General features: G+C 63.2%; 13 protein-coding genes. 5 read left to right on the forward strand and 8 right to left on the reverse strand.

The genetic code is table 11. The features are described from left to right. Positions 1 to 39 precede the first annotated feature (39 nt). The 4 genes from rsmF to BN1143_RS19510 form a co-directional block, all read right to left on the reverse strand. A complete protein-coding gene (rsmF, locus tag BN1143_RS19495; RefSeq protein ID WP_042051803.1) occupies positions 40 to 1467 on the reverse strand; it encodes a 16S rRNA (cytosine(1407)-C(5))-methyltransferase RsmF in 1428 nt (475 codons plus the stop codon). 130 nt (positions 1468 to 1597) lie between these two features. Next, positions 1598 to 4150 carry an MlaD family protein gene (locus BN1143_RS19500; protein WP_042051804.1) on the reverse strand — a complete coding sequence of 851 codons (2553 nt, stop codon included), beginning with the start codon at positions 4148 to 4150 and terminating at the stop codon, positions 1598 to 1600. A gap of 68 nt (positions 4151 to 4218) precedes the next feature. Next, positions 4219 to 4827 (reverse strand): paraquat-inducible protein A, encoded by a 609-nt coding sequence (locus BN1143_RS19505; RefSeq protein WP_042051805.1) that lies wholly within the window; start codon positions 4825 to 4827, stop codon positions 4219 to 4221. After that, positions 4805 to 5437, reverse strand: coding sequence for a paraquat-inducible protein A (locus BN1143_RS19510; protein WP_042051806.1), 633 nt, complete (start codon positions 5435 to 5437; stop codon positions 4805 to 4807). The genes BN1143_RS19505 and BN1143_RS19510 overlap by 23 nt, the downstream gene beginning before the upstream one ends. Positions 5438 to 5585: 148 nt before the next feature. Here BN1143_RS19510 and prpB point away from each other — a divergent pair, with 148 nt between their 5' ends. From prpB to BN1143_RS19525, 3 genes are all read left to right on the forward strand, one after another. Beyond that, positions 5586 to 6473 carry a methylisocitrate lyase gene (prpB, locus tag BN1143_RS19515; RefSeq protein ID WP_042051807.1) on the forward strand — a complete coding sequence of 296 codons (888 nt, stop codon included), beginning with the start codon at positions 5586 to 5588 and terminating at the stop codon, positions 6471 to 6473. 8 nt (positions 6474 to 6481) lie between these two features. Further along, complete coding sequence (gene prpC, locus BN1143_RS19520) at positions 6482 to 7609, forward strand: bifunctional 2-methylcitrate synthase/citrate synthase (RefSeq protein ID WP_042051808.1); 1128 nt, start codon at positions 6482 to 6484, stop codon at positions 7607 to 7609. Positions 7610 to 7738: 129 nt separating this feature from the next. Further along, positions 7739 to 9184 (forward strand): bifunctional 2-methylcitrate dehydratase/aconitate hydratase, encoded by a 1446-nt coding sequence (locus BN1143_RS19525; protein WP_042051809.1) that lies wholly within the window; start codon positions 7739 to 7741, stop codon positions 9182 to 9184. A 90-nt stretch (positions 9185 to 9274) separates the two neighbouring features. Here the strand turns inward: BN1143_RS19525 and BN1143_RS19530 are convergent, their stop codons facing one another. After that, positions 9275 to 10018 carry a DUF8198 family protein gene (locus BN1143_RS19530; RefSeq protein WP_042051810.1) on the reverse strand — a complete coding sequence of 248 codons (744 nt, stop codon included), beginning with the start codon at positions 10016 to 10018 and terminating at the stop codon, positions 9275 to 9277. A gap of 211 nt (positions 10019 to 10229) precedes the next feature. Between BN1143_RS19530 and BN1143_RS19535 the strand changes: the two genes are divergently transcribed. Both BN1143_RS19535 and BN1143_RS19540 read left to right on the forward strand, forming a co-directional pair. Continuing rightward, the gene (locus BN1143_RS19535; RefSeq protein WP_017779030.1) at positions 10230 to 10607 is read left to right on the forward strand and encodes a polyhydroxyalkanoic acid system family protein; all 378 of its coding nucleotides are present in this window, start codon (positions 10230 to 10232) and stop codon (positions 10605 to 10607) included. Positions 10608 to 10899: 292 nt separating this feature from the next. Next, a complete protein-coding gene (locus BN1143_RS19540) occupies positions 10900 to 12324 on the forward strand; it encodes a wax ester/triacylglycerol synthase family O-acyltransferase (RefSeq protein ID WP_042051812.1) in 1425 nt (474 codons plus the stop codon). Between the two features lie 66 nt (positions 12325 to 12390). On the opposite strand, the gene BN1143_RS19545 is transcribed toward BN1143_RS19540, so the two are convergent. The 3 genes from BN1143_RS19545 to BN1143_RS19555 are packed head-to-tail and all read right to left on the reverse strand — an operon-like array spanning position 12391 to position 15068. Continuing rightward, complete coding sequence (locus BN1143_RS19545; RefSeq protein WP_042051813.1) at positions 12391 to 13188, reverse strand: tetratricopeptide repeat protein; 798 nt, start codon at positions 13186 to 13188, stop codon at positions 12391 to 12393. 43 nt (positions 13189 to 13231) lie between these two features. After that, positions 13232 to 13882 carry a TetR/AcrR family transcriptional regulator gene (locus BN1143_RS19550; RefSeq protein WP_042051815.1) on the reverse strand — a complete coding sequence of 217 codons (651 nt, stop codon included), beginning with the start codon at positions 13880 to 13882 and terminating at the stop codon, positions 13232 to 13234. Between the two features lies 1 nt (position 13883). After that, complete coding sequence (locus BN1143_RS19555; RefSeq protein WP_042051816.1) at positions 13884 to 15068, reverse strand: patatin-like phospholipase family protein; 1185 nt, start codon at positions 15066 to 15068, stop codon at positions 13884 to 13886. Between the last annotated feature and the right edge of the window lie 15 nt (positions 15069 to 15083).

The raw sequence follows: 15083 nt of genomic DNA on the forward strand, positions 1-15083 counted from the left end.
TCAACCGGAGTGTGGGTTTTCCTGCTCCGGTACAACTTGCTACACGAACAGATTGTTGTCGCGCACCAGCTCGCGGGGCAGGGCATTCTTGACCCGGCTGCCCACCCATTTCCCCATGCCCAGGGTATGCCCCTGATAGCGGACGATCACCTCGCCAGTGCCGGCGGCTTGCTCCGGCCACACATCCCGCCCCATCATGAACTCCCGCGCATTCGCTATATCGAGCTCGACGAATCCCTTGCTCGCACCGTCACCATAGGCCAGCGCCCACTCATGGGTCAGCCGATACCCTTTCTTGAAAGTCTCCGCCAGTTTCAGTCCGATGCGATCGAAACGCAGCTTGCCCTGTACCTGTTCGAACAGCTGGGGGAAGAGCCAGATCTCCTCGCTGCGGCCAAACAGATTTCCCTGCGGCACCGCCCCGAAAGCGGCTTCAATCTCGCGCAGCATGGGTTCGGACTCCTTGGCCGGCAGCGGCGAGAAGGGGAATTTGCCGAGCTTGCCCGGTTTGAACATGGTGTTGGGCACTGAGTGGTGCTTGCGCAATCTGGCAACGAAAAAGCCCTCACTGTCGAAGATCTGGGGCCAAACGTGCAGGTATCCCTCTGGTGTACAGGCTTTCTCTGCAGCGGGGAAGAGATCGGCCAGCGAGTCAAAGCTGAAGGCATCGCCGAACTTGTCTTGCAGTGACTGACAGACGGCCTGGTTCTCCTGCAGGCTCAAGGTACAGGTGGAGTAGACCAGTACGCCGCCCGGTTTGAGGGCATGGAAGGCGCTCTCCAGCAACCCCTGCTGCACGGCGGCGATCTCGTCAATGCTCTCGATGCTCCAGTTGCGCAAGGCGTCTTCATCTTTGCGCACCGTACCCTCGCCGGAGCAGGGGGCGTCCAGCAGGATGGCATCGAAGGTTTCCGGCAACCACTGGCCGAAAACCTTGGCATCGAAGTGGGTCATGCCCACGTTGGTCACACCGCAGCGCTGCAGATTGGCACTGAGCACCTTGAGCCGGCTGCTGGAGTACTCGTTGGCAACCAGCATGCCCTGGTTGTCCATCAGGGCCGCAATCTGGGTGGTCTTGGAGCCGGGGGCCGCCGCCGCGTCCAGCAGCATGCCGTCACGCCGGGTCTGCTCACAGGCAAACAGGGCGATGACCGGCAACATGGAGCTCGCCTCCTGAATGTAGAAGAGGCCGCTCAAGTGCTCGGCGGTGTTGCCAAGGGGCACGCTCTCGTCTTCGCGGCTGAGCCAGAAGCCGGTGTCGCACCAGGGCACGGGATCGAGCTGCCAACCGAGCGGCTGCATCCGCGCCACAAACGCAGCCACCGATATCTTCAGGGTGTTGACCCGGATGCTGCGCCGCAGCGGTCGTCGACAACTGGCAACGAACTCATCCATGGAGAGGTGCGCCGGCATGATGGCTGCGATATGGCGCAAGAAGTGATCGGGAAGATAGGTGTTGTCGTGCACGGAGCCGTCTCGTTGACCGAAAATGAGGGGCGACATCTTATCACAAGGGCAGGAATATTCTGAAAGCGCAGCGGCTAAAAACAAGCCCGGCACAGTGCCGGGCTTGGGTGAGCGTGAGTGAGGGGAGAGATCAGGGCTGGATGCGGGGGCTCCACTCCTGCCACTCTTTCTCGGCCTTGGCATGCAGCGGGTAGCTGTGGCCGGCCTTGACGGTCGGCCCCATCTCTTTCTCCGGAGTGTTGAAGGCGATGCCGCCGGCGAGCAGGCTCTGCACCGTCTCCACCTCGATGGTACCACCGGTCAGGCCGATATCCGCCTTGACTCCGGAGACATTCCAGAAGCGGGTGTTGACCCGCACCAGATGGGCGTACTCCTGCTCCACGTTGACGTCGATCAGCACCTCGCTGCCATCGCGGGCCAGCGCCACCTTGGTCACGCTGCCCACCACCATCTTGCGAAACAGCAATGGACTGCCGACGCTCAAACCGTTGACCGATGCGCTCTTGAGGGTGAGCGCCAGGCCGGCCGGGCCGCTCTGGCTGAGGGGGAAGCGATCCTTGCCTGCGCCCTGACCGGGCTGCGCCTCCACAAAGGCCCCCTTGATCAGGGTATCGAGATGAGCCACGCCGCCCAGTCCCAGCTTGGCCTGCACCAGGGTAAAACGGGCACCGGACTGCAGGAAGCGCGCGGCATACTGGCCATCCAGCTCGGCCTTGAAGATCACCTGGCCCAGGGTCGGCTCCAGCTCAACCTGTTCAATCTTGCCGATGTCGACCCCGCGGTAGCGGATCGGGCTGCCGACCCCGAGCCCCGGGTTGCTGTCGGCCACCAGGGAGAGGGTCCGTACCTTGGCCTTGGCCTGCTCCTTGCTGTCAAACAGCTGATGACTGCTGCGGCCTGTGCCGAGCCGATCGAATTCAATGGCGCCGCGCAGCAGGGTGGCGAGGTTCCCCACCTTGACCTGTACGCCATCCACCCGCACCCGGGTATCCAGCGCCGGCTTTTTCCAGAATTGCGGCTGCTGCTCGAGCAGGGGGGCATAGACACCGGCGATCTCGAGTTCGATCTCCACCCCCTCCTTGGCAGCGCGCAGCGCGTTGACCTTGCCGGCCTCGAGCCCCAGATAGAGCACCGGGGAGCCGATGCCGATGCCATCGGCTTGTTCAGCCTTCAAGATCCAGCGACGGGGCTTGGCATCGCGGGTGCCGAGCAGGGCCAGCTCCTGGCTGGGATAGAGCCGGTTGACCCGCTCGCCAGAGGGGGCCTGCACCAGCTTGATGCCGCCGCCAATCCAGGCGCTGGCCGGGCTGGTTTCCACCTTGATGCCGCTCAAGTCGGCATCGATCTGCAGCGGCGCCGCCCGATAGAAACGGGCCCGGTTGAGCAGATGCTGATACTGGCTCTGCACGACCAGAGCCACGCTGGCGTTGCCACCGCCATCCAGGGTGAGCTGGCTGATCTGGCCCACCTGCAAGCCCTTGTACCAGAGCGGCGCCCCTTCGTTGAGGCCGGCCAGATCATCGGCCTGCAGCACCAGCTTGATGCCGCCCGGTTGCTCCTTGCTGCTCAGGGTCATGGCCTTGACCCGCTCGCCCGCCACATAGTCGAGGCGAATGGCCGGGCCCGCCAGCAGGCGATCTGCATGCTTGATGCCGCCGGCGCCGAGGGAGACGCTCTCCCACACCAGACGGCTGTTGCCGGTGATCCGAAACGCCTGCTCCGGGTTGATCAGTGCGCTCACCACCCGGCCCTTGTCGGTCAGGCGAATGGGGTCGATGCGGCCAATCTCGATGCCTTCAAACAGGATGGGCATCCCCTCCTTGATGGGCAGATCCCCCGCCTGGATGTCAATTCGCTCGCCGCGGGCCGCCTCGGCCAAGCCTTTGTAGAGGGTGAAGACCTGGCCTTTCTCCGGCTCCGGGGAGTCCTTGGGAGAGTCGAAGGCGATGCCGCCGCTCAGGATGGAGGTGAGGCTGCCGGCCTCCACATTGACCCCGGCCAGGCTGAAGGAGCCCTTGATGCCGCTGATGTTCCAGAAGCGGGTGTCGGCCTTGATGAGGTGTTCAAAACGCGGCTCGATCACCAGATCCAGGATCACGTTCTGGTTCTCTTCGCCAAGGCGGGTGTTGATGACGCTGCCCACCTCGATGCCGCGAAAATAGAGTTTGGCGCCGATGCCGACCGAACCGAGCGAATCGGCGGTCAGGTGCAGCATCCGCCCCTGGGCCTGATAACCGGGAGGAGGGCCGTCCAGCGCGTCGAACTCCTCCTGTAGCGGGTTGTTGTCCCGCCCGGGCTGCAGGTTGATGTAGTTGCCGGAGACCAGGGTATCGAGGCCGGAGATCTCGGTGAGCGACGCCTTGGGGCTCACCAGCCAGAAATCCGAGCCTTTGCGGATGAGCGGGCGGGCCCGACTGTCTATCTTGGCCAGCACGGCTATCTTGCGGCCATCCTCGGCCAGCGCCAGCTCCTGTACCACCCCGATGGCGACCCCCTGGTAGCGCACCTGGGTCTTGCCCGGCAGGATGCCGTTGCCCTGGGCGAAGTTGATGCGAATAAGCTGGCCACTGCTGACAAACTGCTGGTAGATGAAGCCCCCCGCCAGCAACAGGGCGATAAAGGGCAGCAACCAGACGGGTGACAACCAGCGACGCTTCTCAATGACGGGTTCAGCCCCGATCATACCGACTCCTTAATTGGCTGAGATAAACAGCATTCAGATAGAAGAAAACAGGTTAACACTGCCGCGCCCTAACGGGCCGCCTTGTCCCACAGCAGGCGCGTGTCCAGCATGCGGGCCGACATCATGGTCAACACCACCACACCGGCAAAGGCGGTGGCGCCAGGGCCGGCTCGCACGTTGAGCAGCACCCCGCGATCCACCAGGGCCACCATCAGCGAGATGACGAACAAGTCCAGCATGGACCAGCGCCCGATGAAGTCGATGATGCGATACATGATGAGCTGGCGTTTGCGCCGCACTGGCTTGCTGCGCTGCAGCTGCCAGCAGATCCAGCCCAGCCCCAAAATCTTGCCCACCGGCACTATGATGCTGGCGGTGAGAACTATGGTGGCAATCCCCGACATCTTGCTGCGATAGAGCATCATGATACCGCTGAAGATGGTGTCGGACTGCAACAACCCCTTGTTGTAGAAGTGGGTGATGGGCAGCAGGTTGGCGGGCAACAACATGAAGCTGGCCAGCGCCAGCAAGCCCCAGGACCAGGCCAGGGAGTGGGGAATGCGTACCTGCAGCCGGCTGTGACAGCGGGGGCAGACGCTGCCCGCCTGATAGCGTACCAGCAGGCCGCAGGTGTGGCAGCGGCAGAGCCCCAGTTCACGGGCGCAGGTCTGGGACATGGTCCGGCTCCTCCAGCGGTACTCGCTCCCAATAGGGGGCAGGGTCAAACAGGATCAGCAACGTCAGGTTGAGCAGCATCAGGATCCCCAGGCTCAACAGACCGCCGCCGAGGCGCACGTCGGCGATGTCAACCAGCTTGAACAGGGCGACCAGCAGGCTGACGATGTAGACCTCCAGCATGGCCCAGTGGCGAAACACCTCCACCGCTTTCAGGGTCGGCGCCAGTATGTGCCAGCGTTTGGCGAGGCCCGAGGCCAGCGCAAAGATCCCGAGCAGCAAGCCCACCGGCGCCAGTACGGCGCACCAGAACACCAGCCCCGCCACCCAGATCTCGTGTTCGAGCAGCAGCACCAGGATCCCCTTGAGCAGGTTGGCGTCCGAATTGACGCCGGCCAGGCGCAGGTAGATCAGCGGTTCGAAGAAGGCGGACGGGAGCAACAGGAAACCGGTGATGGTCAGCGCCATCAACTGGGAGGGGCGAAATGCGTAGCGCCCGTACAGATGCTGATGACAGCGGGGGCAGTGGGCGTGGCGCCTCAGCGGCAATAACTTGCGTTCGATCAGCAAGTCGCAAGCCGGGCAGACGATCACGGGATTGGGATCCGACATTACGATTCAACCTGTTGAAGGAATTGGTGAAATTTACCCTAAAAGCCGCGTCCTGTCTTGCCTGGCAGGGGTCTGCCACGAAAGTATGATTGACGTTAACGTAAACGTGATATTAGATAGTCAAACCAGACAAGTGAAAGGAGTCATGATGTCCAGCCTTACCCCCTCGGCAGGTCTGCGCTTTCGCACTGCCCTCGCCAATGAACGCCCCCTGCAGATCGTCGGCACCATCAATGCCTACATGGCGCTGATGGCGGAGCGCAGCGGCTTTCAGGCCATTTACCTCTCAGGCGCCGGCGTGGCCAACGCCTCCTATGGCCTGCCGGATCTTGGCATGACCAGCCTGAACGACGTCTTGACCGACGCCGAACGCATCACGGCGGCGACCCGTGTGCCGCTTTTGGTCGACATCGACACCGGCTGGGGCGGGGCCTTCAACATCGCCCGCACCGTGCGCGCCTTCGAGCGAGCCGGGGTAGCGGCCGTGCACATGGAAGATCAGGTGGCCCAGAAGCGCTGTGGCCACCGGCCCAACAAGGCGGTGGTCTCGCAGGAGGAGATGTGTGATCGCATCAAGGCGGCGGTGGATGCCCGCGAGAATGGGGAGTTCGTCATCATGGCGCGCACCGACGCGCTGGCGGTGGAGGGGATTGGCCCGGCGCTGGAGCGCGCCGCCGCCTACGTGGCCGCCGGGGCCGACATGATCTTCGCCGAGGCGGTGACCGAGCTCGGTCAGTATGACCTGTTCAAGCAGGCAGCCGGAGTCCCCATTCTCGCCAACATGACCGAGTTCGGCAAAACCGAGCTGTTCGACAAGGAGGCGCTCGCCGCCCACGGCGTCGACATGGTGCTCTATCCCTTGAGCGCTAGCCGGGCAGCCAACCAGGCAGCCCTCAACGTCTATCAACACCTTCGCCAGGATGGTCATCAACGGGCCGTCGTCGACACCATGCAGACACGGGAGTCGCTCTATGACTTCCTCGGTTATCACCACTACGAGCAGACGCTGGACCGTCTGTTTACATCCAAGGATTAGGAGGAAGAATGGGACAGCAAAAACCGTTGGGTGGCGCCGGCCTGCGTGGCCAGAGCGCGGGGGAGACCAGCATCTGCACCGTGGGCAAGAGCGGCACCGGGCTCACCTATCGCGGCTATGACATCCAGGAGCTGGCCGACGGCGCCCAGTTCGAAGAGGTCGCCTACCTGCTGCTCAAGGGCGAGCTGCCGGACGAGCAGCAGCTCGAGGATTACAAGCAGACGCTGCGCAGCCTGCGCACCCTGCCAGCCGCCTTGCTGGAGGTGCTCGAGCGCATTCCTGCCGACGCCCATCCCATGGATGTGCTGCGCACCGGCTGCTCCATGCTCGGTGATCTGGAGCCGGAGGATGGCTTCGAGCACGAGCATGAAGTGGCGGATCGGCTGCTGGCTGCCTTCCCTGGCATTCTCCTTTACTGGTACAAGTTCAGTCACGACGGGGTGCGCATCGCCCTCGACACCGACGAGGAGTGCATCGGCGGCCACTTCCTGGCTCTGCTGCACCAGAAGGCGCCGAGCGAGCTGGAGCGCCGGGTGATGCACGTCTCCCTCATTCTCTACGCCGAGCATGAGTTCAATGCCTCCACCTTTGCGGCGCGGGTCTGCGCCTCGACGCTCTCGGACATGTTCTCCTGCGTCACCGCGGCCATCGGCACCCTGCGCGGCCCGCTGCACGGCGGCGCCAACGAGGCGGCCATGGCGATGATCGAACCCTGGCAGGATGAGGCCCAGGCGCGGCGCGAGCTGCAGGCCAAGCTGGCAGCCAAGGAGAAGATCATGGGCTTTGGCCACGCCGTCTATCGCACCTCGGATCCGCGCAACGTCATCATCAAGGGGTGGTCGGCCAAGCTGGCCGAGGCGGTGGGCGATGACCGGCTCTACCGCGTCTCCTGCGAGGCGGAGAAGGTGATGTGGGAGGAGAAAGAGCTCTTCCCCAACGCCGACTTCTTCCACGCCAGCGCCTACCACTACATGGGGATCCCGACCAAGCTGTTTACCCCCATCTTCGTCTGCTCGCGGGTCACCGGCTGGTGCGCCCACGTGATGGAGCAGCGCGAACACAACCGGATCATCCGCCCGAGCGCCGATTACGTCGGCCCGGCGCCCCGGCATTTCGTCTCGCTGCAGCAGCGATAACCATGGGCGGCCCTGTCACCCCATTGCGTCACCCGGCCCCGGCAACAGCGGGGTCGATGTGCTCAGGCGGGCGGGCAGGGCGCCGTTTCATCACCCTGTTTCATTCACAACAACGATAAGGAAGTCACGATGTCCGCCAACGTCGACGTCAACCACAGACCAGACCCCGATCAGGTGCTGGTCGATATTGCCGATTACGTCTGCAATCACCCCATTACCAGCGAGGCCGCCCTCGATACCGCCCGTTACTGCCTGATGGATACCCTGGGCTGCGGCCTCTTGGCCTTGCGTTTTCCCGAGTGCACCAAACACCTTGGTCCCATCGTACCGGGCACCGTCGTACCCTTCGGCGCCCGGGTACCCGGTACCCAGCTCTGCCTCGACCCGGTCAAGGCAGCTTGGGATATCGGTGCCATCATCCGCTGGCTCGATTACAACGACACCTGGCTGGCCGCCGAGTGGGGGCACCCCTCCGACAACCTGGGGGGGATCCTGGCCACCGCCGACTGGCTGTCGCGCACCCGGGTAGCCGAAGGCAAGGCGCCGCTCACCATGAGCGATGTGCTGACGGCCATGGTGAAGGCCCATGAGATCCAGGGGGTGTTGGCGCTGGAGAACTCCTTCAACCGGGTCGGTCTCGATCACGTGGTGCTGGTGAAGGTTGCCAGTACCGCCGTGGTGACCCATATGCTGGGGGGTACCCGCGATCAGGTGATCGATGCGGTCTCCCAGGCCTGGGTCGATGGCCAGAGCCTGCGTACCTACCGTCATGCCCCCAATGCCGGTTCGCGCAAGAGCTGGGCGGCGGGGGATGCCACCTCCCGGGCGGTGCGCCTCGCCCTTATCACCATGAGCGGCGAGATGGGCTATCCCGGCGCTCTGACGGCTCCCAAGTGGGGCTTCTACGACGTGCTGTTCAAGGGCAACCAGTTCGCGCTCCATCAGAGCTACGGCAGCTATGTGATGGAGAACGTGCTGTTCAAGATCTCTTACCCTGCCGAGTTCCACGCCCAGACCGCGGTAGAGTGCGCCATGAAGCTGCATGAACAGGTGAAGGGACGCCTCGACGAAATTGACCGCATCGAACTCACCACCCATGAGTCGGCCATTCGCATCATCAGCAAGGTGGGCGCCCTCAACAACCCGGCGGACCGGGATCACTGCCTGCAGTACATGGTGGCGGTGCCGCTCATCTTCGGGCGCCTCATCGCCGAGGATTACGAGGACGCCATGGCCGCCGATCCCCGCATCGATGGGCTGCGCGCCAAGATGGTGGTGCAGGAAGACAAGCGCTACAGCCGCGAGTATCTGGAAGCGGACAAGCGATCCATTGCCAACGCCATCCAGGTGTTCTTCAAGGACGGTACCCACACCGCCAAGGTGGAGGTGGAGTACCCGGTCGGCCATCGTCGTCGCCGCGAGGAGGGGATCCCGCTGCTGGTAGAGAAGTTCCGCCACAACCTGGCCACCCGCTTCCCGGCCAAACGGGCCGAGGCGATCCTGGCCCTCTGCCAGGATGGCAAGCAGCTGGCCGCCACCCCGGTGCACGCCTTCATGGATCTGCTGGTGATCTGACCACACTCCTGTCCAGCGATAAACGAAAAGCGGGCCACTCGGCCCGCTTTGTCATGTTTGACTGCATGTGTGCCTGCATGACTCTCAAGGTCAATCCAGCACTGTGTCATCGCCCGCCAGCAACGCCTGCATAATGGCCGTCTCGCGGCTGGCGATGGTCTCGAGAAACTCGCTGGCCCGCCCCATGTGATGACAGACCCGGTAACCCCGCTCGACAAAGGAGAAGAGCTCGCCCAACCCCGCCAGATGGGCCGGCCCCGATATCAGCTTCAAGGTTGCCCCGAGCAGCGGCTTTCTGGCCAGCCGGTCCAGGGTCATCCCCAGCTCGTTGACCAGTTGCAACTGATGACGGCGGCGCGCTTCTTCACCCACCTCCTGATAGGCAAGGGCATAACTCCTGGCGTTCAGTCGCGCCATGCTGCCGCCGCGACGCAGCGCCACCACCATCAGGTAATCTAGCTCCTCGGAGAGGGCATCGAGTTCAATGGCCTGCGCCAGCACCTTGAGGCCGGATTCCGGCAACAGCCGCTCGGCGGTCGGCATCACCCGCATCACGTCCGCATCGCGGTGGGCACAATCCCCCGGCCCGTAGAGGTCGGTCAGGAAAAACTGCGCAGCCGGGCCGTAGCGCTTGCTCTCCAGCAGATCGCGGTGAGTGCGCCCCAGCCGGTCGGCCTGCCATTGGCGCAGTGCGTCCCTGTCTTGCTGATCCTGCGGGTGGGTGCGCATCTGCTCACGCAAGGCGGCCACCTGGTTGAGCTGACGGTAGAGTCGCCCCAGGGTGCTCTCTTCATCCAGGTGGTGGTCATCGGATGGTTGTTTCTCTTGGGTCATCTGCTGCTCTCTTGACCTGTGTTCTCTGGTGTATCCCATGGCCTGTGACGGATAAAACGGGCGGCCAGCGAGGGGCGGGAGCCACTCGTCACGAGCCGCCAGCCCAGTGTAACGCGGCGGCAACCCAGGCGGAATCGATGGAGCTTTTACTCGACAGCCTTTGTTAAGTGAGTCCCAAATATGTTGCAAATCACTTTCACTTGTTTGATTCATGTGTTTAATATCAGTAAATGTCGTCACCGCTCAGAGAGTTAGCATGTTTCTATACGATCCCCTTGCCGGCAGCAACCTGTCGACCATCCAGGTCAGCCGTCAACACCCGCTCGGCCTCGCCGGCGCTCGGCTCGCTGCCGAAGCCATCGCCCAGGACATGAGCGAAGAGTACGAACTCGACTGCGAGTGGGAAGACGAGGAGGAGACCCGCTTGCTGTTTCGCGGCGCCGGGGTCAATGGCTCCCTCTGCCTCACCGAGGATACCCTGTCGCTGGAAGTGCGCCTCGGCCTGATGCTGTTGCCGGTACGCAGCGTACTGGAGCAGGAGATCCTCGAATATGTCGATCAGCGCCTGCCTTGTCCCACGCGGCGATAACCAATCCAATAAAGACTGATCCAGCGCAATAAATAATGGTGAAATAGCGCGCTTTATATTCTTTTGACGAAACAGCAGACCTGGAGATTATTATTCAGGCGGCATATCACAAGTCTGATTTTTAATTTTCACGGGGCAATAAGAGCCTCTTCCTTTGTCATGGATGGCTGGCGTGAATTAATCGCCGTGCAGTTTCACCAACATAATAAAACATTGTTTGTTGCTTCCGTTCTGGTCGCCGACGCCCAGAACGAAATGTGGCACAAATAATGCGAAACGATAGGGATAATACATGTCTGTGTGTGAACTCATCTCCTGTGTCGATACCGCCTGGCTGCGGATGGACAGGCCCAACAACTTGATGCAGATCGTCGGCGTGCTGATGTTCGACGGTCAGCTGGATGAAACCAGATTGCGCGAGAGCCTGCTGCACACCGTACGGGTACAGCCGCGCTTCGCGCAGAAAGCCTGCCTGGAAGGGGGAGAGTACTACTGGCGTACCGACCCCGATTTCGATCTCGACCTGCATCTCAAGCGGGTGATCCTGCCGGGCAAGGCCGGCAAGGCCGAACTGGAGCGGCTGGTGGCCGACTTTGCCTCCACCCCCCTCAACCACCAGCGTCCGCTCTGGGAGATGCACTTGGTAGACACCTCCCTCGGCGGTCAGGCGTTGGTGGTACGCTTTCATCACGCCATGGGGGACGGCTTCTCCCTGGTGCGGGCCATGCTCACCATGATGGACGAGAGCCCGGTTGCCGCTCCCAGGCCGCAGCCAGAGCCGGTGGCCAACGACGACGGCGACGAAGAGCACGATCAGCAGGGCAGTCGCCTGCTGCGGGCCGGCCTCAAGCTGACCGGCACCCTCTGGTCCAAATACGTCGAGGTGCTGACCCACCCCACCAAGGCGATGGACTACCTCAAGACCAGTCGGGACGTGACCGCCGAGCTCTACACCATCGCCACCCTCTCCGACGATGCCGATACCCGGCTCAGGGGAGAGACCGGCTGCACCAAGCGGGTAGCCTGGTCAGAACAGATCCCGCTGCCGGATGTGAAGGCGGTGGGGCGGGTGCTCGGCTGCTCGGTCAACGACCTGCTGATCGCCGCCACCGCCGGGGCCTTTCGCCACTATCTGCTGGAGAAGGGCGACGAGGCCGACGTCGACATCCGGGCCCTGGTGCCGGTCAACATGCGCGCCCCGGACGACAAGGGGGCCCTTGGCAACCGCTTTGGGCTGGTGGCCCTGGATCTGCCCCTCAACATCGAACATCCGCTGCAACGCCTCTATGCGGTGCGGGATCGGATGCAGGCGCTCAAATCCTCCCTGCAACCGGCAGTGGTGCTCAACCTGCTGGAAGTGATGGGCATGGCCCCCAAGGCGGTGCAGCAACAGGCCATCGACATCCTCTCCGCCAAGGCCAGCGCCGTCATCACCAACGTACCTGGCCCGCAGCAGACCCTCTATCTGGCTGGCGCCAGGTTGCGCCAGCCACTGTTCTGGGTGCCCCAGGCCGGCGATATCGCGGTCGGCGTCTCCATCCTCTCCTATGACAACAAGGTGCAGGTGGGCCTTATTACCGACAAGAAGCGGGTGCCGGACCCCGACCTCATCGTCGAGCGCTTCGCGGTGGAGTTTGAGCAGTTGCTGCTGCTGGTGCTGATGGAGCCGGATCTGCTCTGCGCCCCCGCCATGCTGGATCAGCTGCTGCACGGCTGATCCGCCGCGCTTCAAACGCAAGAGGCCAACCCGGGGGTTGGCCTCTTGTTTTATGAGTCTGGCGAGTTACTCCTCCTCCAGCTCCTCACGGGCGGCTTCCACGTCGAGCCGCTCCATGGCATCCAGCGGCTCGCACTCGGCAGCCTCGCCATAGAGTGCCTCGGCCGCCGCCATCTTGCTCTTGCCGTGCATCATCACCATGGCGTTGGCGTACTCCATGCGGGCAATGGCTGAGTGGGGGATGATGGCCAGCGCCGCCTTGAAGTGACGCTCGGACTCATCCTTCTTGGCGCCGTAGGTGATGCCGCCGATCATGGCGCCCAGCTTGTCGATGATCTCCGCATGCCAGGCACCGAAGGCGATATGGGCCTCCCCGTGGTCAGGCTCCAGCGCCAGCGCCTGCTCCAGGCTGCTCTTGATCTTGTCACCTATGCCGATGGAGAGTGCCTTGGAGACCGAGATCACCTGGCTGTAGCGACCCAGCGCCAGGGCGTGGAAGTACCAGGCGTTGACGTTGTCTGGCTGACGTTTTTGCAGCCTCTCGGCGTTGCTGGCGGCCAGCTCGAACGCCTCGCGCTTGGCATACTTGTCATCCAGCAGGTAGCTGGCGTGGATCACCAGCGCCTTGTTCGCCACGTTGAGGCCATCCTCGCCGGCGGCCAGCCCCAGGCTGACGGCCCGGGCGAAATCACCGGCGTGATAGGCGCGCCATGCTTCCTGTACCTGTTCATCTTCGGGCCAGGGCTCGGCATCCCCCTGGTGCAGCCGCTCCCAGTGCTGCTCAAGGCGCTCTCCGGCATAGTCATAGGTGGCCTCCGGCCAGGGGAAGGGGGTGAAATCGAAGTTGGGCTGTGAAGTGGTCATATGATTCTCCCTGTTAAAAACACAATCAAAAAACACGGTTCGGTCAACCCGCCACGGTGGCGGGACGATAATGGCTGGCGATGGCATCGAGCGCTGCGCGGGCATCGGCTCGCAGCCTGGGGGCCACCAGCTCCATCACCTGAACAACGCCGAGGGCGATGTCGGCATCGGCCCGCGGATGCAGCGCCCGCTGATAGGAGATCCAGAAGGTCCCCACCAGTGCAATGTTGGCGGCCAGCGCCGTCACCTGCGCTTCGTCGCCTTCTAGCAGACCGCTGCGCCAGAGGTGGTGACAGATGGCGGCGGCGGTCAGCTCCTTGCGCCGCAGCAGAGCCGAAAAGCGCAGCTCCACCTTGTGGTTGCCGTTCATCAGGGTGCTGATGTCGTAATAGAAAAAGCGGTACTTCCAGATGAGTTCGAACATCAGGTGCAAGAAGAACCAGATGTCCTCCGCCTCGTTCAACGGCGGGGAAATGGTGTCGAGCAGGTGGGCCATCTCCCGTTCGAACTCGCCGAACAGGGCGTTGACTATCTCCTCCTTGTTGTGAAAGTGGTAATAGAGGTTGCCCGGGCTCATCTCCAGCTCGGCCGCGATGGCGGTGGTGGTGACGGTCGGCTCGCCCAGCAGGTTGAACTGGGCGAGGGCGGTGGCCAGGATGCGATCCCTAGTACGCCGCTTGGGTTTGCGATCCATGCTACTCCTTCGGTTGACGCCGGCCCTTGTCGCCATAGCGACGGGTCAGCCAGTGCTGCAACTGGGTCAGTGAGGCATCCAGCGCCGCCACCGCGCCGATGCCCGGGGTCAGCAGGGAGCGCTGCTCATTGGCCAGCGCGTCAAGATCCAGCTCCAGCCCGTGTCTGGCGAGGATGGGACCAAGCTCGGCCCGCCGCTGCCACAGATCCCGGCGGGTATGCTGGAAGGCGTGCTCGCACAGATGGCGCCGGTCCCGATAACTGAACACATTGGTGAAGAACATCTCGCCATCGGCCGGGGAGGGCTCGAACAGCAGGGCGTCCGCATCTGGGTACTGGTGTTTGTAGCGATCCATCCCCACGTGCATGCGCGAGTGGATGATGGCGCGAAACGTCTGGGCCAGCACCACCGGCAGACCGCTATCCACCAGCTTGGCGGGGCGCTCGCTGGCCAGGCCAGCATCAAAGGGCACCAGCGGATTGATGCAGAACACCAGATCGGCCCCCTCCTGCAGCGCCACCGAGGCGTGCAGCGTCTTGATGAGCGCGCCGTCCACGTAGTAGCGGCCATCGATGAGGGAGGGTGGGAACAGGCCAGGCAAGGCGGCGGAGGCCTGCACCGCGGCGGAGATGGGCACCTGGTCGAGCCCCGGACTGCCGAAGGCCACCGCCCGACCGGTGTCGAGTTCGGTGGCGATGACGAACAGCCGGCCGGCCAGCTCGCGAAAATCGTTGCTGCGACCGGGGCGCGAGAAGAACTGGGTCAGGATCCGATCCACCCCGCGGCTGTCGAACATGCCGGTGGGGATCGCTTTGGACAGCCCCTGCAGTGAGCCGAGCAGGCTCTTGTTCCAGGGGGAAGAGAGGTAGTCGGCCAGACATGCCAGCGCCAGCGGCGGCAGCGAGGTGAGCCGCTCAAAATACTCCCCGAAGGCGGGGCGCAGCAGGGTAGAGGGGTCGAAGAACTCGCCACTGTCGTCGCTCAGCAGGATCCGCACCAGCTTGTCGGGGGAGATGCCGTTGGCCAGCGCCGAGGCGATCACCGCCCCCGAACTCACCCCCACATAGATGTCAGCCTGCTCGAAACGCACTCCCTTGATGCTGTCGGCCAGGGCGGCGCAGGCACCGATCTCGTAGATCCCCCCCAGAGGTCCCCCCCCGGCGAGGGCAACCGCAATCGTGCTCATGATTTGCCTCCCTTA

The sequence above is a fragment of the Aeromonas dhakensis genome (assembly GCF_000820305.1).
GTDB lineage: Bacteria > Pseudomonadota > Gammaproteobacteria > Enterobacterales > Aeromonadaceae > Aeromonas > Aeromonas dhakensis.